The following is a 20,651-nucleotide window of genomic DNA, read 5'->3' as shown; positions in this document are numbered from 1 at the left end:
GAATCAACGGCGGATTGTGGAGGAGCGGCGGGGGGAGTTTTGGGTTTTTGCCTTCGGCGAGCCGTTTGCCGGGATCGCCGGGGGCGTCTTCATCAGGCCGGCGAGCATGGCCAGGATGATGGGTTTCTGCGCCTGCATGAAGCGCGGAAAAGCCTGCGGGTCATCACCGAAAAACACCTCGTCGAGCGCGGGTTTGGCGAGAAACGGAAACAGCACCAGCCCGTAGACGCTCGTGAACAGGTGCGCGAGCGCGTGCCTGGCGGGCACGGGGATGCGAAGCTCGTCGGCGATTTGCTGCTGCACGCGGTTGAGCGCGCCGAAGTTCCCGCTGCGCGAGCGGATGAGCTCGACGAGCACCTGCGGGTCGCGGCGGATTTCGATGACGAGGAAATGGGGCAGCAGCGGGTCGTCGAGCAGGAGCTGGAGGTAGTTGTCCACCACGCGCTCGATTTTGGTCATGAGCGGCAGGTCGGTCTCGACGATGCTGGCGATGCGCGGAATGATTTCACAGACGGCATGCACGAGAATCGCGCGAAAAAGGGTCTCCTTCGTGCGGTAATAATAATGCAGCAACGTGCGGCTGATGCCCGCTTCGACGGCGATGTCCTGCATGGACGCCGCTTCGAGTCCTTTGCGGAGAAAAACCGCCTTGGCGGCGAGGAGAATGGTTGTCTCGGTTTCCGGCATCGACCCAGGAAATAGACATGTTTTTGACAGATGTGTCAAACAGGTAAGTCAGGATTGTTGCCGGATTGTCACATGCGGCATATGGCGCTTGCATTTCGTCCATCCCGCGGTTTCAACTCGCCCCGCCTGTAGGGGAGTCCTCCGCGGAGGGCTGAGATTGCGGCGCGCACGGCTGCTCGACCCTTGGAACCTGAAACGGATAATACCGGCGAAGGAAACACGCAGGGCTGCGCACGGTGCGCGCCCGTTTCTCACCGGGAGTCCGATTTGGGTCGGGCCAAGTCAACATGAAGCACCCGACACGAATCCTCTCCATCGCAAGCGCGGCCTCCGCGCTCGCACTCTCGCTTGCCCAACCGCGCCTCGCGGCGCAAACCGGCGCGGCGCCCGCATCGCCCGCGCCCGCCGCCGGCGATGTGGTCGAGATGCCGCGCTACGAAGTCACGGGCGTGCCGCCCGACGACTCGGTCAACCCGCTCACGCGCCCCATCGAAGGCGTGTTTGGCGACGCGCGCTCCATCCTGGAGACGCCGCGCGCGGCCTCGACCATCACGCAGGCCCTGCTGCGCGAGCGCGGCATCAACGGCGTGCCCGAGTTCGTCGCGTTTGCGCCCGGCAGCTACGCGCCCGCGAGCTACGGGAAGGCCACCATCCCGTTCATCCGGGGCGATCTCGCCGAGACGTTTTTCAACGGCCAGCGCGCCGGCTACAACAATTTCGGCTATCTCCCGTCGTTCAACAACGTGGAGGCGCTGGATGTCGTGCGCGGCCCCGGCCCGGCGGTTTACGGCTCCGGCTTTTTCACCGGAGGCTACGTGAACTACGTCACGAAAGCGCCCAAGTTCACGCCCGAGACGACCGTCACGCTGCGCCTCGGCACGTGGTCGCCCGCCGAGGGCGGCTCCTGGCTGAACTCGTCCTGGCAGATCGACACCACCGCGCCGCTGCCCGGCGGAAAATCCGCGTGGCGGCTCAGCTACGAGGGCAAGGAGGACGACACCTTCTTCCGCCGCCACGGCGGGCGCGACGACCGCGAGGATGTATTTGTATCATGGATACTGCGTGATTCCGGCCCGCTCACGCTGGAGGCCAACGCGCAATACATGTGGCAGGACGCGCCGCAGCTTCTCGGCGTCAACCGCCCCAACCAGGACCTGATCGACCGCGGCATCTACTACACCGGCGACCTGCCGGACCTCGGCTACGATGACGACACCGGGGCCATCGCGGGCACGATCCCCGGAGACGCATGGGTGGGCATTCCGCGCGACGCGACGCTGCTCTCGCCCGGCGATTTTTCCAACGCCAACGTCGTCCGCGCCCAGTTGATCGCCACCGTCGTGCTTTCGCCCTCCGCGAAGCTCGTGAACCGCTCGCTCCTCGAGCACGTGGACCGCCGCCGGTATCATGCGTTTGAATACGCCGAGTGGGTCGAGCAATGGACGGCGGAAAACCGCACCGAGCTGCACGCGGCCGCGCGCGTCGCCGGCGTGGAAAACGCCGTCGTCGCCGGCCTGGCCGTGCGCTGGGAGCAGCGCGAGAGCCACACGAATTATTTCAACGAATACTTCTTCCAATACGACATCACCCGCGCCGACCGCGTCTTCAGCCACGAGAAGGACTACCCGGCCTCCTACTGGCCCGGCTTCGCCGGCCCTGGCGGGAAACTGTTTTTCCCCGCGTCCTACGATTCGCCCGAGACGACGCATTCCACGCTCTGGAACCCGGCGCTGTTTTTGCAGGATGAAATCAAGCTGCACGAAAAATTCTCCCTGCTCGCCGGCGCGCGCCTGGACGGGTTTTTCGCCAAGGCGCACGATCCCCTCGGCGCCGCCGCCGGGGACGACCCGGTGTGGAGCGACCGCAACGACGACACCGCGCTTTCGTGGAACGCCAGCGCGCTCTGGCGCCCGGCGCCGCGCGCCACGTTTTACGCCACCTACCAGCGCGCCTACGCCGTGCACGGCAACGTCGCCGGCGGCGGCATCATGCTGAAGGACGACGGCGAGGGCAACGGGGTCATCGACCGCGACGATTTCAAGAACCTCAGCCGCCTCGCCGAAATCGGCGCGAAGTTCTCGCTGCTCGAAAACAAGCTCTACGCCGGTTTCGCGCTCTACGACCAGCGCCGCTCCGAGGCCGAGCTGGGCGGCGCGGTGAAGGACCTCAAGATGCGCGGGGCGGAGCTGGAGCTCGTTTACCAGCCGACCACGCGCCTCAGCGCCACGCTCAATGCCTCGCTCATCGACGGCCGTTTCGACAATTCGACCGCCACGCAATCGGGCGGAAACTCGCTCCACAACCTCTACGCGGCGGGCCGCGGCCCCGGCGGGCTCGGCAACGGCATCGGTTTCACGTGGGACAAGCTCCCGCCCGGCGACTACCGCATCCCCGGCCTTTCGCGGGTCATCGTCAACGCGAGTTTCTCCTACCAGCTTCCCTGCGGGCTCGGCGGCGGCCTGAACGGGAGCTGGCAAAGCGAGCAGCCCGGCAACCTGCTCGACGAATACCACATCCCCGCGCAGGTTTTCCTCAACGCATCCCTTTTCTACCGCCGCGCGAGCTGGGAGTTGAGCATCGACATCCTCAACGTCCTCAACCGCCGCAACTGGATTCACAACGGGGACAACTGGAGCAACAACGTGCTCGTTTACCAGGATCTCCCGCTCCGCGTGGAAGGCTACGTGAAGCTGCGGTTTTGATCGCGGCGGCGGCACGGCGGTGACGGCGGAGGTTGAAAAATCGTTCTCGTTCTCTTACTCATTCTCGTTCTCTCTTCTTCCAACCGCATAGAACGATCCTCCGCCGCCATGTCCGCCAACGCTGCAACCAACGCCGCCGCCACGCCCGCCACCGCCGACCTCGCCGGTCTAGTCCTGGCCATTGCGAAGCGCGCCCGCGCGGCCTCGCTGGAGCTGGCCACCGCCACCACCGCGCAGAAAAACGCCGCCCTCGAGCGTCTCGCCGGACTCATCGAAACCTCGCACGAACCCCTTCTCGCCGCGAACGCCCGCGATCTCGCCGCGGCCCGCGAAAACGGCCTCGCCGCGGCGCAAATCGACCGCCTCACGCTCACGCCCGAACGCCTCGCGCACCTCGCCGAAAGCGTCCGGCAGGTCGCCGCGCTGCCCGATCCCGTCGGCGAATTGCTGGACGAAACGACGCGCCCCAACGGCCTGCGCATCCGCCGCGTCCGCGTGCCCATCGGCGTCATCGGCATCATTTATGAGGCGCGCCCCAACGTCACCATCGACTGCGCCATCCTTTGCCTGAAGTCCGGCAACGCCTCCATCCTTCGCGGCGGCAAGGAGATTTTCCACACCAACACCGCCTTTGCCGCGCTCCTGCCCGCCGCGCTCGCGCATGCCGGGTTGCCCGCCGATGCCGTCCAGCTCATCCCCACCACCGACCGCGCCGCGCTCAACACGCTGCTCAAGCTCGACGACTACATCCACTGCATCATCCCGCGCGGCGGCGAATCGCTGATCCGCTTCGTCGCGGAAAACGCCACCATTCCCGTCATCAAGCACTACAACGGCGTCTGTTTCGTTTACCTCGACGAAGCCGCCGATCCCGCGATGGCGGAGACCGTCACGGTCAATGCCAAGACCTCGCGCGTCTCCGTGTGCAACGCCGCCGAGCAACTCCTCGTGCATCGCGCCGCCGCCGACACGCTCCTGCCCCGCGTGGCCCGGGCGCTCGTGGCCGGAAAGGTTGGGCTTCGCTGCGACCCCGCCTCCGCCGCGATTCTCGCGCGCGGGCAAATCCCTCACACCGCCGCGACCGAGGCCGATTATCGCACCGAGTTTCTCGCGCTCACCATGGCCGTGCGCGTGGTGGACACGCTCGACGAGGCCGTCGCGATCATCAACCGCGACGGTTCCGCGCACAGCGACGCCATCATCACGCGGGACGAGGCCGCCGCGCGGCGCTTCCTCGCCGGCGTGGACAGCTCCGCCGTTTTCTGGAATGCCTCCACGCGCTTCAACGACGGTTTCGAATTCGGTTTCGGCGCGGAAATCGGCATCAGCACCGACCGCCTCCACGCCCGGGGGCCGATGGGGCTGCGCGAATTGTGCAGTTATAAATTTCTTGTCGAAGGCACGGGCCAGGTGCGCGGGTAAACAACACCTGAAAAAACCATTCTCGCGCCGTTCCGAAGACGGAAAAGAGGACGAGGACGATTTTTTAGGGGAAAATTCCCTTTGCGAAAAACAACTGCGCGGTTTTCTTGTCTCATCTATTCATGAACCCGTTGATCCAACGCGCATGGCCATCCCTGCCGCCCGCGCTCGTGATAGCGTTCGTGTGCGGACTGGGCCTTTCTCCCGTCCACGCCCAGCAAGGCGCGGCCGCCTCGGGCACCGCATCCGCCTCGGGCTCCAACGCCGCCGGAAACTCATCCTTTTCCCCCGAGTCCGCCCCCGCCGCCCCGCGTCCCGGGCGCGGCATCTCGCGCTCCGCCGCCGCCGCGCTCTCGGCCGGCATCACCTATGCGCCGCCCCCGCCAAAGCCGGTCGAGGACGAAAACGTTGACCTCCGGGACATCGACAAGCCGAAAAACGAAATCGTCCGCCTGCCCACTTACCACGTCACCGCACAAAAGCCGCCGGTCTTCACCGACCGCAGCCTTTACACCCGCGACAACCTTGAAAAACTCGCCATCTCGCGCTACCTCAGCAAACTCGACACCAATTTCCTCAACCGCTGGACCCTGCCCGGCTTCTCCAATGAAGCCCGGGCCATGCAGATGTATTACGACGAGGAGCGGCAGAAAAACATGGAAACCACCGCGCAGCAGGTTTCCCTCTACCGGCTCTCCGGCGACGAGGCCAAGGCCGAGCAGACGCAGCGGGATTACTACGATACCGCGCTGCGCCGCTCCAACTACGTCGAGCCGCCCGCCAGCCTGCGCCGCTACTAGATTCCACCGCATGCGCAACCCCGCGTGCCGTCAAAGCAAGGGAAAAATCCGCGCTGTAAACGCCGTGCTTGCGCATCGCGCCGCGGCCCTGTTAATCCCTTGTGCCTAGAATGGATACCTTGCTCATCGAAGTCCCCGTGCCCTCCATGGGAGCCACTGTGGCCGAACTCACCGTCATCGATATCGTCGTGCAGCCCGGCGCGACGGTTGCCAAAGGCCAGAAAATCGCCGAACTCGAAAGCGACAAATCCGTCTTTGAATTCGAGGCGCCCTGCGACGGCACCATCCAGTCCGTCATCGCCCGGGCCGGTGACATTCTTCCGCCCGGCGCGCCCTTCCTGCGCATCGAAACCACCGACCTTTCCCTGAAGCATCTCGAAGTCGCCGCCGGCTCCGTGCCCAGGACGACCCCGCCGCCCGCCGTCGCCGCCACCGCGCCCAAACCACTGGCTGTTCCCGCCCCGGCGGAGCCCGCCCCCGCCTTCATGGCTCCCTCCGAATACTCGCATCCGCCGATGTCCGTCATGCGTGCCGGCACCGCCCCGCTCTGGACACCCCGGGCCATCAAGGTTGCGCAGGACGCCGGGCTGGACCACACAGCCGTCGCCGACATTGAGGCCACCGGCCCGGGCGGACGTGTCTCCGGCGACGATGTCGCCCGTTACCTCGCCACGCACGTTTCCGCCGCGCCCGCGCCTGCCGTGTCTCCCGTTTCCGCGTCCTGCGAGACGGTTTGTATTGCCGGCGTCGGTTACGCGATTCCCTCCGGCGTCCGCTTCAACAAGGAAATCCTGAAAGCCTTCCCCGACATGACGGAGGAGGAAATCATCAAGCTCACCGGCATCCGCGAACGCCGTTACGCCGCCGAGGGCGAGACCGCCACCGGGCTCGCGGTCGTCGCCGTGCGCCGCGCCGCCGAGCAGGCCGGCATCGACATCGGCGAAATCGACGGCGTGATCATGGCCACACTCATCCCCGACCAGCCCGTGCCCGCCATGGCCAGCGCCCTGGCCAAGGAGCTGGGCATCCCGCGCGCCCTGGCCTTCGACCTCAACGCCGCCTGCGCCGGCTGGCTCTACGCGCTCGAAGTCGGCCGCGCCTTCATCCGCTCAGGCACCGCGAAAAAACTCATTGTCGTCACCGCCGAGCTCCTCTCGCGCATCACCAACCCGCGCGACCACGCCACCGCCTTTCTCTTCGGCGACGGCGCCGGCGCGGCCATCCTCACCGACGCGCCCGGCGGGCACCGTCTCGCGCGCATGGCGCTTTCCGGCGATGCCGATCAGTTCACCGCCATCCAGCGGCCCGGCGGCGGGGCCAAGCGGCCCGTGCCCAGCGCCGCGGGCAACGACCGCGACGACTTTTTCCTCCAGATGAACGGCGCCGCCGTCTTCAAGCACGCCGTCATCGCCTTTGCCGACCTCATCGGCGACGCGCTCAAGCGCCACAACCTCGCGCCGTCCGACATCGCGTGGATCGTCCCGCACCAGGCCAACGAGCGCATCCTGCGCGCCGTGAGCAAGCGCGTCGGCATTCCCTACGAACGCTTCGTGGTCACCATCGGCAAATACGGCAACACCTCCGCCGCCAGTGTCTCGATGGCGCTCGGCTGGGCGGCCGAGGAAGGCATCTTCAACCCCGGCGACAAGATCATCTTTTGCAGCGTGGGCGCCGGCATGACCTTCGCGGGCGGGTTGCTCGTCTGGTGAGGCATGGGCAGTCCGCCCGTGAAAAGGCAGCGGGCATTCCCCCTGATCTTTCCTCTTTATTCTTTCTCTTTCCTCTTTCTCCTCAATCAAAACGGAGGTTTCCCGTCCGGGAGAAAGAGGAAAGAGAAAGAATAAAGAGGAAAGACGGGCAGGCGCTTCCTGTTGTGCGGGGGTGATTGCGGAAGAGATTCCCACTTGCCCCGCCGCGTCGCTCTGGCAGCATCGTCCGTTCCATGAGTGACAGCAGCATCCACGATATTTCCCACGACCAGCACGCCGTGCGCCGGCAAAAGCTCGCCGACCTCCGCGCGGCCGGCTTCGACCCGTTTCGCGCCAGCGTCGCGCAGACCCATTTTTCCGCCGCCGCCAAAGCCGCCTACGTGGACGGCCAGGACAATGCCGTCACCGTCTCCGTCGCCGGGCGCCTCGTCACCATCCGCGACATGGGCAAGAGCCAGTTTGTCAAGATCCTCGACCAGCAGGGACAGATTCAACTTTACCTGAAAAAGGACGTGGTCGGCGAGGACGCCTATGCCGCCTTCAAGAAACTCGACCTCGGCGACTTCGTCGGCGCGACCGGCACGCTTTTCAAGACCAAGACCGGCGAGATCACCGTGCGCGTCGAGCGGTTCACGCTTGTCTCGAAGGCCCTGCGCCCGCTGCCCGAAAAGTGGCACGGCCTCAGCGATCCCGAGCAGGTTTACCGCCAGCGTTACCTCGATCTCGTCGTGAATCCCGAGTCGCGCCAGCGCCTCATGCTGCGCTCGCGCATCATCTCGCACATCCGCCGTTTCCTCGAGTCGCGCGATTTTCTCGAAGTCGAAACACCCACCCTGCAAGGCGTCGCCGGCGGCGCGGCGGCGCGCCCGTTCACCACGCACCACAATGCCCTCGGCATCGACTTCGTGCTGCGCATCTCGCTCGAGCTTTACCTCAAGCGCATGCTCGTCGGCGGCTACGACCGCGTCTTCGAGATCGGCCGCAATTTCCGCAACGAAGGCATCTCGCGTCGCCACAACCCCGAGTTCACCATGCTCGAGGTTTACCAGGCCTACAGCGACTACCGCGGCATGATGACGCTCGTGCGCGATCTCTTCCAGTCGCTTTGCCGCGACGTGCTCGGCACCATGAAGATCAAGCACGCCGACAGCGGGCAGGAGATCGACTTCGGCGGCGAATGGCGCGAGGTGCGCTACAAGGACCTCATCAAGGAGGCCACCGGCGACCCCGACTGGTTTGCGCGCCCGAAGGCCGAAAAGATCGCCGGCGCCGAAAAGCTCGGCTGCGCGGTGAATCCGGCCTGGGAGGAGTTCGAGATCACCAACGAGATTTTCTCCAAGAAAATCGAGCCCACGCTCATCCAGCCGACCTTTGTCACGCACCTGCCGAAGGAACTGTGCCCGCTGGCAAAGCTCTCGCTCGACGACCCCGGCACCATTGACGTCTTCGAGCTGACCATCGGCGGCATGGAAATCGCGCCCGCCTACTCCGAGCAGAACGACCCCGACGTGCAGCGCCACATGTTCGAGGTGCAGGCCGGCGAGGAAAAGCAGAACATCGACCAGGACTTCCTCCTCGCGCTCGAACACGGCATGCCCCCCGCCGGCGGCATGGGCATCGGCATCGACCGCCTCTGCATCCTGCTGACGGGCGCGGAAAGCATCCGGGACGTGATCCTGTATCCGCAGTTGCGGACAAAGGCCGCGAACGAGGAAATCAAGAATTAATAATTAAAAATTAAGAAGTGGGGCGTTCGCGCCCGCCAGAGCGGCTTCGCCGCGGTTAAACAATGGAAGCATGTATTGAGGGTGTTTTGTCTTGGCACGGGAGCGCCGGCTTGAACTTCTTAATTTTTAATTCCTAATTCTTAATTTCCGTCCATGCCTTGGTATTTCTACCTCGCCCTCAAGCAACTCTTCCCGACGGGGCGGCGCGTGACATTCTTCACCGCGGTGTCGATCATGGGAGTCGCGGCCGGAGTGTGGCTGCTCATCGCCGCCACCGGCGTGATGGGCGGCTTCGGGCACAAATACGGCGGCATGATGCGCGACACGCAGGGCGACATCCAGGTGCGCAGCTATGAGCTCATCCGCGATGTCGCCGCCACGCAGGCCGCCATCGACGCCACTCCCGGCGTGCTCGCCTCCACCCCGTTCGCCGAGGGGCTCGTCATGGTGCAATACGAAAACCGCCCTTCCTTCCCCGCCATCCAGGGCATCGATGTCAACCAGGTCGGACGGGTCATCCCGCTCGCCAACTACCTCGTCATCGGCTCGCTCGACGACCTCGACGACGACACCGTCATCCTCGGCGCCGAACTTGCCCGCACGCTCGGCGTCGGCGTCGGCGGCAAACTCCAGGTCGTCACGCCGCTCTTTCTCCAAAAGATCGGCGAGGATGAAATCCTCCTGCCCGCCGAGCTCACCGTCGTCGGCATCCTCCAGATCGGCCACCAGCAACTCGACAAATCCGTCGCCATCGTGACGCTCCGCCGCATGCAGGACCTTTACGGCCTCGGCCGCGGCGTGCACGGCTTCTCGGTCAAGCTCGCCCCCGGCGCGGATCTCCATCAGACCGTGGCGGCCATCAACGACCGGCTTCCGCCCGCCAGCCGCGCCCATGCGCTCACCTGGATGGAGGCCAACGACGGCTTCCTCTTCTCGCTGCGCCTCGAAAAGGTGATGGTCATGCTCATCACCTCCTTCATCGTGCTCAACGCGATGTTCCTCGTCACCGCGCTGCTGCTCATCGCCGTCGTGCGCAAGACCCGCGAGATCGGCCTCCTCGGCGCGCTCGGCGCGCTGCCGCGCCAGACCGCCGCCTGCTTCTGCATCCAGGGCTTTCTCGTCGGCGTCCTCGGCGCCGTGCTCGGCCTCGCGCTCGGCTTCCTCACGCTCGGCAACATCGACGGCATCTTCAAGTTTGTCGGCGCGGTCACCGGCCAGTCCGACACGCTCATCGAGATGTATCAATTCATCCAGATCCCGGCCCACATCACGCCCGGCGAAGTCGCGGGCATCAGCGCCTATGCCATCGTGATGGCGACGCTGGCCGGCCTCATCGCCGCCTGGCGCGCCGCCCGCCTCGAACCCGTGGAGGCCATGCGCAGTGAGTGACGAAAAACACACCGTCGGCGAAGCCCCAAACATGGGCGGGGACGCCCATGCCACGCAATCCGTCCTCACCGCCCGCGCCCTGTGCAAAAGCTACCGCAGCGGCGACCGCCTGCTCGAGGTCCTGCGCGGCGTCGATCTCTCCATCGCGCCCGGCGAAAGCGCGAGCATCCGGGGCGAATCCGGCTCCGGCAAATCCACGCTCCTCAACCTCCTCGCCGGGCTCGACTCCCCCGACGACGGCGAACTCCACTGGGCCGGCTGCGCGCGCATCGACCATGCCGCCCGCGCCCGTTTCCTCGGCATCATCTTCCAGTCCTTCCACCTCATCCCCGAACTCGACGCCCTCGAAAACGTGCTCATGGCCCGGCGCGTCGCCGGCCGCATCGACGCGCCCGCCCGCCTCCGCGCCGCCGGCCTGCTCGAACGCGTCGGCCTCGCCGCCCGCGGGCATCATCTCCCCTCGCAACTCTCCGGCGGCGAGCGCCAGCGCGTGGCCGTCGCCCGCGCGCTGATGAACGCCCCGCGCCTCATCCTCGCCGACGAGCCCACCGGCAACCTCGATGAACACACCGGCGACAGTGTGATCGAGCTTCTCCTCGGCCTCTGCGCGGAGACCGCCACGGCGCTCATCCTTGTCACCCACAACACTGCCCACGCCGCCAAGACCGCCCGCAAATACCTCCTCCATGAAGGCGCGCTCCACGCCGCGTGCTGAAACCAGAATCGTCCCCGTCCGCTCAGCCCGCTCTGTCCGATCCACCCGATCCCATTTTTAAAATCCCTAACCCATGCTGAAATTCTTCCAAAAAGCGGAAAAAATCCGGTGCGGCGTCGTCGGCACCGGCTCGCTCGGCCAGCACCACGCGCGCATCTATGCCTCGATGAAGGACGCCGTGCTCGCCGGCGTGTGCGACACCGACCCCGCGCGCGCTGCCGAAATCGCCGCGCGCCACAACTGCCGCGCCTTCGCCTCGGTTGACGAGTTGGCCGGCGCCTGCGATGCCGTCTCCGTCGTCGTCCCCACCGACCGCCACGCCGAGGTCGCGCTCCCGCTGCTCGCGCGCGGCTGCCACTTGCTCATCGAAAAACCCCTCTGTGCCACGCTTGACGAAGCCTCCCAGGTGCTCGCCGCCGCGCAGGCCGCCGGCGCCATCGTGCAGGTCGGCCATATCGAGCACTTCAATCCCGTGATGAGCTTTTTGGAAAAGCACATCGACCGGCCCGGCTACATCACCACCGAACGGCTCGGCACCTACCAGACGCGCGGCACCGAAGTCGGCGTCGTATTGGATTTGATGATACACGACATCGGCATCGTGCTCGCGCTGGTGAAGTCGCCCATCGCCCGCATCGACAGCCTGGGCATCAACGTGCTCTCCAAGACCGAGGACATCGCCAACGCGCGCATCCAGTTCGAAAACGGCTGCGTGGCCAACCTCAACGCCAGCCGCCTCAGCCTGAAGCGCAGCCGCGAAATCCGCATCTTCCAGGACAACGCCTACCTCTCGCTCGACTTCATGAACCAGAAGGGCCATCTCGTGAAAAAAAGCGACATCATCGCCTACGGCCTGAAAATGAAAGTCGGCCTCGCCAAGCCCGGCGACGTGAGTTCGATCCCGGTCGTTGACGTGCCGATCGAGAAAGGCGAGCCGCTCGCCCTCGAACTGGCCTCCTTCGTGGAAAGCGTGCGGGCGGCGAGGCAGCCCAAGGTCGGCGCGGCGCTCGGCAAGAGCGCGCTCGAAGTCGCCATCACCATCACCGACCAGATCCGTCGCGCCGCCAAACCCGCATGAGTCCCGCCGCGCCGCTCACGCTTCCCTTTCGCCTGCCGCCTCCCCGCGCCGGGCGTGTGGACGTGCTCATCGTCGCCGGCGAGCATTCGGGCGACGAGCATGCCGCGCGCATGGTGGGGGAACTGCGCGCGCGGCGTCCGGAGCTGGAATTTGCCGCGCTCGGGGGCCCCGCGCTCGCGTCCGCGGGGGCGCAGGTGTTGCACGATCTCACGGCGTCGTCCGTGGTCGGCCTCGTCGAGGTGCTGAAGCATTTTTCGTTTTTCAGGATGCTTTTCGACGAGACGCTGCGGTGGATCGGCGAGCACAAGCCTCGCGCCGTGTGTTTCGTCGATTATCCCGGTTTCAACCTGCGCCTCGCCAAGGCCATGTTCAAGCGCGGCCTGTCCGCCAAGGGCGGCGGCGGCATCAGGACGCTTTATTATATCAGCCCGCAAATCTGGGCGTGGAAGGCCGGGCGCCGCTTCCAGATGGCGCGCTGGCTCGACGCGCTGGCGGTGATTTTCCCGTTCGAGGTGGATTGCTACGCGGACACGGCGTTGAAGGCGGAGTTTGTCGGCCATCCCTTTGTCGCCGCGGGGCACGAAGAGCCGGTGCGTTACGATCCCGCCGGGCCGCTTTTGCTGCTTCCCGGCAGCCGCAAACAGGCCGTCAGCCGCATCTTTCCCCTCCTGCTCGCCGGCTACGGGCGGCTCGGTGAAAAACGCCCGCCCGCGGTGGTGATTTATCCCAGCGAAACCGTGCTGCGCGTGCTGAAGTCGTTCGAGCTTCCCGCCGGCGTGACGCTCCGGCCGACCGGCGGGCAGGTGGCGGCGTCGGCGGCGCTGACGAGTTCCGGCACCATGTCGATGCATTGCGCGCTGGCGGCGATTCCCGGCGCGGTGGTTTACCGCGCCAACCCCGTCACCTATCTGCTCGGGCGCATGCTCGTGAAAGTGCGCTGGCTCGGCATCGCAAACCTGCTCCTGCGCGAGCCGATGTATCCCGAGTATTTGCAGGCCGCCGCGAAGCCGGAGGCCCTCGCCGCCGAACTGCGCGACTGCCTGGGCAACCCGGCCCGCCTGGAGCGGACCGCCCGCCACGCGCGGCGTCTGCGGGAAATCCTGCATGAGCCGGCCAGCGGCACCGTCGCCGACTGGCTCGAGCGGGAATTGGGCTGAGCTCATGCGGTCCAAAGCGATGCGCCGGCCTCCCCTTGGTTTTGCTTTGCATCCCGCGTGGCGGGACGGAAAGCACCCGCGTGTTTTTCCGGGCATTTGCGACCTGTAAAATTGACACTGCCAGGGGATGCGTTTCATCAATCCCATGCGCTCATTGATCCGATTTTTCCAACTGGCGGCCGCCTTTGCCGTTTTCACCGCCGCGCCGGCCGGGCTCGTCGCGCAAAACGATGCAGCCGCCCCCGGCACGCCCGCCGCCGCCTCCTCCTCCGGCACGGACGCGCCGACTGCAACCGAGTCCATCGTCGAGCATCTGAATGCCGCGGACCACGCCTCGGACAAACTCACCGACAGCTTCCTCCTCAAGCTCGGCATCGATCCCGACAGCAGCACGGGCCGTTATCTCGCGGCGGCGGTCATCGTGCTGCTCGCGTTTTTGCTCCGCCGCGTTGTCATCCGCGCGTTCTTCGCGCTGCTGAACCGGCTGCTGGGAAAACTGGAGAGCGGCCTTTACACCAGGCTCTCCCACGCCCTCGAAAAAACCCTGTCGCTGGTCGTGCTGATCATCGGCTTCGTGATCGCGCTGAAGGTCCTGCATCTTTCGCCCGCGCTCAACAAGGGCATCAACTACGCCTATGCCTTCGCGATCATGCTCGCGCTCTTTTGGCTCGCGCTTCGCGTGACCGGCGCGCTCGCGGATCACCTGCACGCGCTGGCAAAGAAAAACGACCTCGGCGTGACCGCCTTCATGCCGTGGATCAAAAGCGCGCTCATGGGGATCGTGTTTGTGTTCGGCGCGCTGGTAATCGCGCAGGGCATGGGTGCCAATGTCAGCGCGTTTCTCGCCGGACTCGGCATCGGCGGCCTGGCCCTCGCCCTCGCCGCGCAGGACACGGTGGCCAACGTGTTTGGCGCCGTGGTGGTGGCGGTTGACCAGCCCTTTCGCATCGGCGAGACCGTGCAGATCGGCGCTTTTACCGGCACGGTCGAGCACGTCGGCATCCGCTCGACCCGCCTGCGCACCCCGCAGAAAACGCTCGTCACCATCCCGAACAAGACGATGGCGTCCGAGTCGATCGTGAACCTTTCGCGCATCACGCAACGCCGCGTCGAGATCACCATCGGGCTCACCTACGACACGACGGCCGACCAGCTCGATGAAATCGTGGAGGAAATCCGCCGCATCACGAAGGCGGAGGACGCCGTCGATCCCGATTCGATTGTCGTGCAGTTCACCAATTTCGGCGCCAGTTCGCTCGATATCTGGCTGCTTTTCATGACCAAGACGGCGGATTTCGTGCCGCACTTGGAGGCCAGGCAACGCATCAGCCTGGCCATCATGCGCGCGGTGGAGCAGCGCGGCCTCTCGTTTGCCTTCCCGACGCACACGCTCGAACTCGGCGCCAGCGCGAGCCGCGCGCTGGGGAAAAAACCGAAGGACTGAAGCGCTGAACGACCGGAAGATCCGGGAGCGCGGGCATTCCTGCCCGCGGAGGTATGGAGCGGAAGCGGCTGCCGGAACCCGCGGGTGTAACCCAAAGAGATGCCACTGCCGAAATCTTTCCTCTTTATTCTTTATCTTTCCTCTTTCTCCCTGCCCGTTCCTGACGAAAGAGAAAGAGAAAGAGAAAGAGAAAGATAAAGAGGAAAGAAGAAAGAGGGAGTTGAGTTACACCCCGCCGGGCCCCCGCTTCCGCCTTCAGGCTTTACCTTTTCCGCCGATTTTTGCCAAAAGGCGTTCGAACTCCGGATCGCCCCTGAATTCCGCGAGGTCCGGGTCCTTGAGCATCCATCTGCGGTCGTCGTAGCCGAGCTCGATGGCGCGGGCGAGGGCGCGGAGGGCGTCGGGTTTGCGGGCGCTCAGCGCGAGGCTGCACGCGAGGTTGTAGTGCGCGGTGGCGTTGTCCGGCAGGAGTTGCACGAGCCGGCGGTCCATTTCCAGCCCGTCGGCGATGCGCCCGACTTTGGTATAGAGCCCGCCCAGCAGCTCCATCACGTCGGTGTAGTCCGGTTCGTGGCGGAGCACGGATTCATAAAAACTGATTTCAAAGGCATGGTCGTCTTTTCGACTCATAAGGCGGAGGGGAATCTCTTCTGCTTTTCCAAAAACATCAAATCGCGGCAGGCCGCTGGCGGGAAACCTGGCGCCGGAATTTCCCGAAAAGCGAAATTCCATCCCGCCCGCGTGTCCTGACCCCAAGGGGGCCGGGACCTTGCAATCAACCCGGCGCGCTCAGTGCGGCCGGTTCTTGCACGTCCCGTGCTGGCGGAAGGAATTGCAATGCGCGTTGACCTGCAGGCGCTGCGAGACCGGAGTGAGGCCGAGCTTGGTCGAGACGGAATTGCCATACCATTCCATGAATGGCGCGTTGATTTCGAAAATCTTGTCGCAATCCGTGCAAATGATCTGGGCAACCTGCGTGTTATTATCGGTATTGGGCAGGTAATACTTGAGGTTTTTGCCGATATCGACCTCGCGCACGAGCGAGCTTTCGATCATGATGGGCAGGGTGCGGTAAACGGTGGCGCGGGATACGGAATCGTCGATGTCGCGGGCAAAATCGAGCAGTTCCTCGGCGGTGAAGTGCTCTTTCTGCGCAAAGGCAGCCTCAAAAATCGCCAGACGCTGGTTGGTGACGCGAAGGCCCTTCGTGGAGAGGTAGGATTTGAATTTATCGCGGGAAGCTTCGTTATTCACGGCACTTACTGTCCCCGGGCCGCGAAAACTGTCAAGAGTCGTAATCTCAAAAAGTCGCGATTTATTCTCAATTAGAAGACCGGCGATAAACGCCAATAATGCATGCAAATATCATCCAAATGCGCCTTCGCGCACGTTGCCCTTGCTTCCATGCGCCGCGCGTTGCGTCATGGGTGGCTCGCGTTTTCCGATCATGTTTGTGGGCGTCCATCCACTCGCCGGCTTCGACAAGCTCCTGCACTACCGCGTGCCGGAGTCGCTTCGCGCGCACATGCAGGTCGGCTCGCTCGTCCGCGTGCCCGTCGTCAACCGCCTGCACCTCGGCATCGTCGGCGAGATCGGCCCGCCGCGCGATTTCCCGCTGGAGCGGCTCAAAAACGTCGCCCAGCTCGTCCACCCCTTTCCCGCGCTGACCGGCGACCTGCTCGGCCTCGCGCGCTGGATGGCCGCCTATTACGCGTGCGGCATCGACACCATCATCGAGGCCATGCTCCCCGCCGCCGTGCGCAATGGCGCCGGTTTGAAACAGGAAAAACTCCTCGCCCTCGCGCGCCCGCTCGGCATCGACGAACTCGAAACCCTCAACCGCCGCGCGCCGCAGCAGGCGAAGCTCTACGCCTTTCTCGCGCAGCAGTTCAAACCCCAGAAAAAATCCCTCGTCCTCGCGCGCCTTGGCATCACCGCCGCCACCGCAGCCGCGCTCGTGAAACGCGGCGTCATCCGCGAGGAAATCCGCCGCATCGAGCGCGTCGCCTACGCCGACGACTGGTCCACCGGCGAACTCGTCGCCACGCAGCCGCCCGCGCTCAACCCCGAGCAGCGCGCCGCCACCGATGCGCTCGCGGCCTCGCTGCACGCGGCCCGCTTCGGCGTCACGCTGCTCCACGGCGTCACCGGCTCGGGCAAGACCGAGGTTTACCTGCACGCCGTCCACGAGGCGCTCGCGGCCGGCGGCGGCGTGATTTTTCTCGTGCCCGAGGTCGCGCTCACCCCGCAAACCGTCGCGCGCCTGCGAGGACGCCTCGAGGCCATCGCGCCCGGCCATCGCGCCGTGGTCTGGCACAGCCACCTGAGCGAAGGCGAACGGCTCGACGGCTGGCTCGCGCTCGCCACCGGCGAAACCCGCGTGGTGGTCGGCGCCCGCTCCGCCGTTTTTGCGCCCGTGCAAAACCTGCGCCTCATCGTCGTGGACGAAGAGCACGAGCCCGCCTACAAGCAGGACGAGACCCCGCGCTACCACGGGCGCGACGTGGCCGTCATGCGCGCCAAGCTCGCGGACGCGCTCTGCCTGCTCGGCTCCGCCACACCCTCGCTCGAATCCTTCGCCAACGCCGAGGCCGGCAAATACGCCCTTCTCCAGCTCACCCAGCGCATCGACGACCGCCGCCTCCCCGACATCGACATCGTGGACATGCGCATCGAGGTCATGAGCTCGCGCGGCCTCACCACGCTTTCCCGCCGCCTGGTCAACGCCATGCAGGCCCGCTTCGAGCGCCGCGAGCAGACCATCCTCTTCATCAACCGCCGCGGTTACTCGTCGAGCATGCTCTGCACCGAGTGCGGCCACGTCGAGGAGTGCGAGCATTGCAGCATCGCGATGACCTACCACCGCGCCGACGAGCGCCTGCGCTGCCACCTTTGCGGCGCCGAGCGCCCCGCGCCCGCGCGCTGTCCCAAGTGCGGCTCGCCCAAAATCCGCTGGCGCGGCCTCGGCACCCAGCGCGTCGAGGAGGCCGTGCGCCGCGTGCTCCCGCGCGCGCGTATCGAACGCATGGATACGGACACCATGTCGCGCAAGAACCGCTTCCGCGAGGTGCTCGCGCAGTTCCGCGCCGGCAAGATCGACATCCTCGTGGGCACGCAGATGATCGGCAAGGGGCTCGATTTTCCCAATGTCACGCTCGTCGGCCTCATCGACGCGGACATCTCGATGCACATCCCCGATTTCCGCGCCAACGAGCGCACCTTCCAGCTCCTCGTGCAGGTCGCGGGCCGCGCCGGCCGCGGGGACCGCGCCGGCGAGGTCGTGGTGCAGACCTTCACGCCGCAGGCCGAGTCCATCCAGTTCTCCCGCCACGCCGATTTCGCCGGTTTCGCCGCGAGCGAGCTGAAAATGAGGCGCGACTTTCGCTACCCGCCGTATCGGCACCTCATCCACCATCTCTTCCGCGGACCGAATCCGGAGAAACTGCAATTCTTCGCCGAGCAATGGGCCCGCCTCGTCGAACGCGAGCTGGGCAACCGCGTCGAACTGCGCGGCCCGTCTCCGTCGCCGATCGAAAAGATCAAGGACGAATACCGCTACCAGCTCTGGTATTTCACCGCCGCCGTCACCAAGGTCGTGGCCGACCTGGCCCGCCTCCGGGCCGGGTTTCCCTGGCCCGAGGACATTGTCCAGGTCATGGATGTGGACCCGGTGAGCCTGATGTGAAGTGGCAAGTATCAAGATGACGGATACAGTTCCTATCACTTGCCACTTAATATAGTATTTTCTCTCAACCTTGGCCCAAAAGGTAGGGCGAGGCGTCCCCGCCGAGCCGCGGCTCAGCCGGAGGCTTCGCCCTACCGGCGCTGCCGCGCCAATGTTAAATGAAAACACTTACTTTCTACTTTCCTCCCTCGTCCAGTTTTCGCAGCGCGAACGCATAGGCTCCCACGGCCACGGCCTCGCTGGTGCCCAGGCGCGATATGCCCACGCCGACCCGGCGGAGGGCGTCGTAGCTGATTTTTTTTCGCGAGCCGGGCACCGTTATCTCGCGCGGACGGCCCTTGATGAATTTCCTCTGCTGCGCGGCATCCTCCAGGTTGAAAGCCTCCGAGGCGAGCCGGTGGAATTTTTTCCCGTCGGGATTGGCGAAAACGCTGTTCAATTCCGCCACGACCGACGGCAGGAACAACGGCCAGGCCTTGGACAAACCGCCGCCGATCACGGCCAGCCCGTCCACGAGCGTGAGCGCCTCTCCCATGGCGTCGCCCACCACCTCGCCGAGCCGCCGGTAGGCATTCAGCGCCGCCTGGCCCTGCGGGTGTTTCCTGTCGCGCGCGATGGCCTCGATTTCCTTCGGGTCGGGGGCGTTTTCGAACGGGATGCCGGCCTCGCGGGCGAAGACGCGGCGCACCGCACGGATGCAGGCGCCCTCCTCGGCATTGGTCGCGGGGACGAGTTTGTTGCGCAGCAACCAGACCTCGAAGCCGATGGAGTTGTCGCCGAGGAACAGTTCGCCGCCGTGCGTCAGGCCGCCGCCGAAGCCCGTGCCCAAGGTCACGCCAAAGAGGTTCTGGTAGCGTTTCGGGCTGCCCGCCTTTTTCAGCAGGCCGTTCACATACGGCAGGAATCCCGCGATGGCCTCGCCGTGGACGAACAGGTCGCCGTCGTTGTTGATGAGCACCGGCACCTTGAACTTCTGCTCCAGCATCGGCCCGAGGGCCACGCCGCCCCGGAAGCACGGCAGGTTGCCCAGGTCGCCGATGATCCCCCTGGGATAATCCGCCGGGCCGGGAAACGCGAAACTGATGGCCTGCGGCGGCTCGGGACATTGGGCTTTCACGCGCGAAAATCCCTCGATGATGTTGCCCAGGCAGGCCTTCAAATCATGCCCTTGCGAGGGCAGGGTCACCGTCTGGGTGAGCGATTTATAATTGCGCATCGCGCTGAAGCGGAAGCTGGTGCCTCCCGCATCCAGTGTCATCACGATCCGTCGGTCATGTTTTGTGCTCATGGGGCTTTTCTTCATCATTCTCTCTGTCTTTGTCGGAAATTTATCAGGCGCCAGACAAAGAGAACGAGAAAGAGGGCGAGAACGAGAAAGATTTTTGGCGGCCCGCCAGTCGCCGCCGGACCCCTTCGCCGCCGAATAAATCCTTGTCTCCCCGCTCCGCGACGGGTTTATCTAACCGCTTGCGCCAGCCTTGGACGCCTAGCTCAGTTGGTTAGAGCATCTCGTTTACACCGAGAGGGTCGGGGGTTCGAATCCCTCGGCGTCCACCAGCCGCGCGAGTATCTGTTTTTCAACTACAAACCACAGCACACCACCATGCGACACACGCTTTCCGTCCTCGTTGAGAACAAGTTCGGCGTCCTCGCGCGCGTTTCCGGCATGTTCAGCGGCCGCGGCTTCAACATCGACAGCCTCAACGTCGCCCCCACGCACGACACCGCGCTCTCGCGCATCACCGTCGTGCTCAAGGGCGACGACGCCGCGCTCGACATGGTCATCAAGCAACTGCGCAAACTGGTCAACGTGGTCGATATCATCGATTTCAAGGAAAACCAGGCCGTGCAGCGCGAACTCGTCCTTGCCAAGGTGAAAGCCACCCGCCGGACGCGTTCCGAAATCATGCAGATTTGCGATATTTTCCGCGCCAAAATCGTCAACGTCGGCCGCACCGACGCCATTGTCGAGCTCACCGGCGACGAAGCCAAGGTCACCGCGTTTATCGGCCTGCTCGAGGATTTCGGCATCATTGAGCTCACCCGCACCGGCATGCTCGCGCTCATCCGCTGAACGCGCGCTTCGCGCGCGAAGTGACAAGTAATAAGTAACAAGTGACAAAAACAGTCCGGCTG

General features: G+C 65.0%; 16 protein-coding genes, 1 tRNA gene and 1 riboswitch. Of the genes, 13 read left to right on the top strand and 4 right to left on the bottom strand.

Annotation, left to right across the window (positions count from 1 at the left end; all coding sequences use genetic code 11):
- Window positions 1-3: 3 nt before the first annotated feature.
- Window positions 4-687, bottom strand: coding sequence for a TetR/AcrR family transcriptional regulator (locus OH491_RS09035; protein ID WP_068772093.1), 684 nt, complete (start codon window positions 685-687; stop codon window positions 4-6).
- Window positions 688-807: 120 nt separating this feature from the next.
- A riboswitch (TPP riboswitch) is annotated at window positions 808-921 on the top strand.
- 53 nt (window positions 922-974) lie between these two features.
- Here OH491_RS09035 and OH491_RS09030 point away from each other — a divergent pair.
- The 10 genes from OH491_RS09030 (at window position 975) to OH491_RS08985 (ending at window position 14,830) form a co-directional block, all read left to right on the top strand.
- Window positions 975-3,389: a TonB-dependent receptor gene (locus OH491_RS09030; RefSeq protein ID WP_068772094.1), complete on the top strand. Its 2,415-nt coding sequence runs from the start codon at window positions 975-977 to the stop codon at window positions 3,387-3,389.
- Between the two features lie 108 nt (window positions 3,390-3,497).
- Entirely contained in the window at window positions 3,498-4,811 is a 1,314-nt protein-coding gene (locus OH491_RS09025) for a glutamate-5-semialdehyde dehydrogenase (protein WP_068772095.1), read from the top strand.
- Between the two features lie 122 nt (window positions 4,812-4,933).
- Entirely contained in the window at window positions 4,934-5,611 is a 678-nt protein-coding gene (locus OH491_RS09020; RefSeq protein WP_068772096.1) for a hypothetical protein, read from the top strand.
- A gap of 110 nt (window positions 5,612-5,721) precedes the next feature.
- Window positions 5,722-7,320 (top strand): beta-ketoacyl-ACP synthase 3, encoded by a 1,599-nt coding sequence (locus OH491_RS09015; protein WP_084442503.1) that lies wholly within the window; start codon window positions 5,722-5,724, stop codon window positions 7,318-7,320.
- A gap of 233 nt (window positions 7,321-7,553) precedes the next feature.
- Window positions 7,554-9,047 carry a lysine--tRNA ligase gene (gene lysS / locus OH491_RS09010; protein ID WP_068772097.1) on the top strand — a complete coding sequence of 498 codons (1,494 nt, stop codon included), beginning with the start codon at window positions 7,554-7,556 and terminating at the stop codon, window positions 9,045-9,047.
- A 153-nt stretch (window positions 9,048-9,200) separates the two neighbouring features.
- Window positions 9,201-10,436 carry an ABC transporter permease gene (locus OH491_RS09005; protein WP_068772098.1) on the top strand — a complete coding sequence of 412 codons (1,236 nt, stop codon included), beginning with the start codon at window positions 9,201-9,203 and terminating at the stop codon, window positions 10,434-10,436.
- Window positions 10,429-11,151 (top strand): ABC transporter ATP-binding protein, encoded by a 723-nt coding sequence (locus tag OH491_RS09000; protein ID WP_334319570.1) that lies wholly within the window; start codon window positions 10,429-10,431, stop codon window positions 11,149-11,151. Before OH491_RS09005 ends, OH491_RS09000 begins: the two co-directional genes overlap by 8 nt.
- A 73-nt stretch (window positions 11,152-11,224) precedes the next feature.
- Complete coding sequence (locus tag OH491_RS08995) at window positions 11,225-12,229, top strand: Gfo/Idh/MocA family protein (RefSeq protein ID WP_068772099.1); 1,005 nt, start codon at window positions 11,225-11,227, stop codon at window positions 12,227-12,229.
- Window positions 12,226-13,386 (top strand): lipid-A-disaccharide synthase, encoded by a 1,161-nt coding sequence (gene lpxB / locus OH491_RS08990; protein WP_068772100.1) that lies wholly within the window; start codon window positions 12,226-12,228, stop codon window positions 13,384-13,386. The genes OH491_RS08995 and lpxB overlap by 4 nt, the downstream gene beginning before the upstream one ends.
- Window positions 13,387-13,531: 145 nt before the next feature.
- Window positions 13,532-14,830, top strand: coding sequence for a mechanosensitive ion channel family protein (locus OH491_RS08985; protein WP_334319571.1), 1,299 nt, complete (start codon window positions 13,532-13,534; stop codon window positions 14,828-14,830).
- A gap of 255 nt (window positions 14,831-15,085) precedes the next feature.
- On the opposite strand, the gene OH491_RS08980 is transcribed toward OH491_RS08985, so the two are convergent.
- Window positions 15,086-15,460, bottom strand: coding sequence for a TPR end-of-group domain-containing protein (locus OH491_RS08980; RefSeq protein ID WP_068772102.1), 375 nt, complete (start codon window positions 15,458-15,460; stop codon window positions 15,086-15,088).
- A gap of 159 nt (window positions 15,461-15,619) precedes the next feature.
- Window positions 15,620-16,084, bottom strand: a complete 465-nt coding sequence (locus OH491_RS08975; protein ID WP_068772103.1) for a Fur family transcriptional regulator — start codon at window positions 16,082-16,084, stop codon at window positions 15,620-15,622.
- Window positions 16,085-16,277: 193 nt separating this feature from the next.
- Between OH491_RS08975 and priA the strand changes: the two genes are divergently transcribed.
- Window positions 16,278-18,515, top strand: a complete 2,238-nt coding sequence (priA, locus tag OH491_RS08970) for a replication restart helicase PriA (protein ID WP_068772366.1) — start codon at window positions 16,278-16,280, stop codon at window positions 18,513-18,515.
- A gap of 175 nt (window positions 18,516-18,690) precedes the next feature.
- Here priA and OH491_RS08965 read toward each other — a convergent pair whose 3' ends face one another.
- Window positions 18,691-19,803, bottom strand: a complete 1,113-nt coding sequence (locus OH491_RS08965) for an ROK family protein (protein ID WP_068772367.1) — start codon at window positions 19,801-19,803, stop codon at window positions 18,691-18,693.
- A 192-nt stretch (window positions 19,804-19,995) separates the two neighbouring features.
- On the opposite strand from OH491_RS08965, the gene OH491_RS08960 reads away from it, so the two are divergent.
- A tRNA-Val gene (locus OH491_RS08960) sits at window positions 19,996-20,072 on the top strand.
- 46 nt (window positions 20,073-20,118) lie between these two features.
- A complete protein-coding gene (gene ilvN, locus OH491_RS08955; RefSeq protein ID WP_068772104.1) occupies window positions 20,119-20,589 on the top strand; it encodes an acetolactate synthase small subunit in 471 nt (156 codons plus the stop codon).
- The last annotated feature ends 62 nt before the right edge of the window (window positions 20,590-20,651 follow it).

The organism is Termitidicoccus mucosus, assembly GCF_038725785.1.
GTDB classification, from domain to species: Bacteria; Verrucomicrobiota; Verrucomicrobiia; order Opitutales; family Opitutaceae; genus Termitidicoccus; species Termitidicoccus mucosus.
This window is presented reverse-complemented; position numbering and strand designations above follow the sequence as displayed.

Coding starts and splice junctions, on each gene's coding strand:
- priA (WP_068772366.1), top strand. CDS start 16,278: ATGTTTGTGGGCGTCCATCCACTCGCCGGCTTCGACAAGCTCCTGCAC.
- OH491_RS09015 (WP_084442503.1), top strand. CDS start 5,722: ATGGATACCTTGCTCATCGAAGTCCCCGTGCCCTCCATGGGAGCCACT.
- OH491_RS08985 (WP_334319571.1), top strand. CDS start 13,532: ATGCGCTCATTGATCCGATTTTTCCAACTGGCGGCCGCCTTTGCCGTT.
- OH491_RS08965 (WP_068772367.1), bottom strand. CDS start 19,803: ATGAGCACAAAACATGACCGACGGATCGTGATGACACTGGATGCGGGA.
- ilvN (WP_068772104.1), top strand. CDS start 20,119: ATGCGACACACGCTTTCCGTCCTCGTTGAGAACAAGTTCGGCGTCCTC.
- OH491_RS09025 (WP_068772095.1), top strand. CDS start 3,498: ATGTCCGCCAACGCTGCAACCAACGCCGCCGCCACGCCCGCCACCGCC.
- OH491_RS09020 (WP_068772096.1), top strand. CDS start 4,934: ATGAACCCGTTGATCCAACGCGCATGGCCATCCCTGCCGCCCGCGCTC.
- OH491_RS08995 (WP_068772099.1), top strand. CDS start 11,225: ATGCTGAAATTCTTCCAAAAAGCGGAAAAAATCCGGTGCGGCGTCGTC.
- lpxB (WP_068772100.1), top strand. CDS start 12,226: ATGAGTCCCGCCGCGCCGCTCACGCTTCCCTTTCGCCTGCCGCCTCCC.
- lysS (WP_068772097.1), top strand. CDS start 7,554: ATGAGTGACAGCAGCATCCACGATATTTCCCACGACCAGCACGCCGTG.
- OH491_RS08980 (WP_068772102.1), bottom strand. CDS start 15,460: ATGAGTCGAAAAGACGACCATGCCTTTGAAATCAGTTTTTATGAATCC.
- OH491_RS09030 (WP_068772094.1), top strand. CDS start 975: ATGAAGCACCCGACACGAATCCTCTCCATCGCAAGCGCGGCCTCCGCG.
- OH491_RS09035 (WP_068772093.1), bottom strand. CDS start 687: ATGCCGGAAACCGAGACAACCATTCTCCTCGCCGCCAAGGCGGTTTTT.
- OH491_RS09005 (WP_068772098.1), top strand. CDS start 9,201: ATGCCTTGGTATTTCTACCTCGCCCTCAAGCAACTCTTCCCGACGGGG.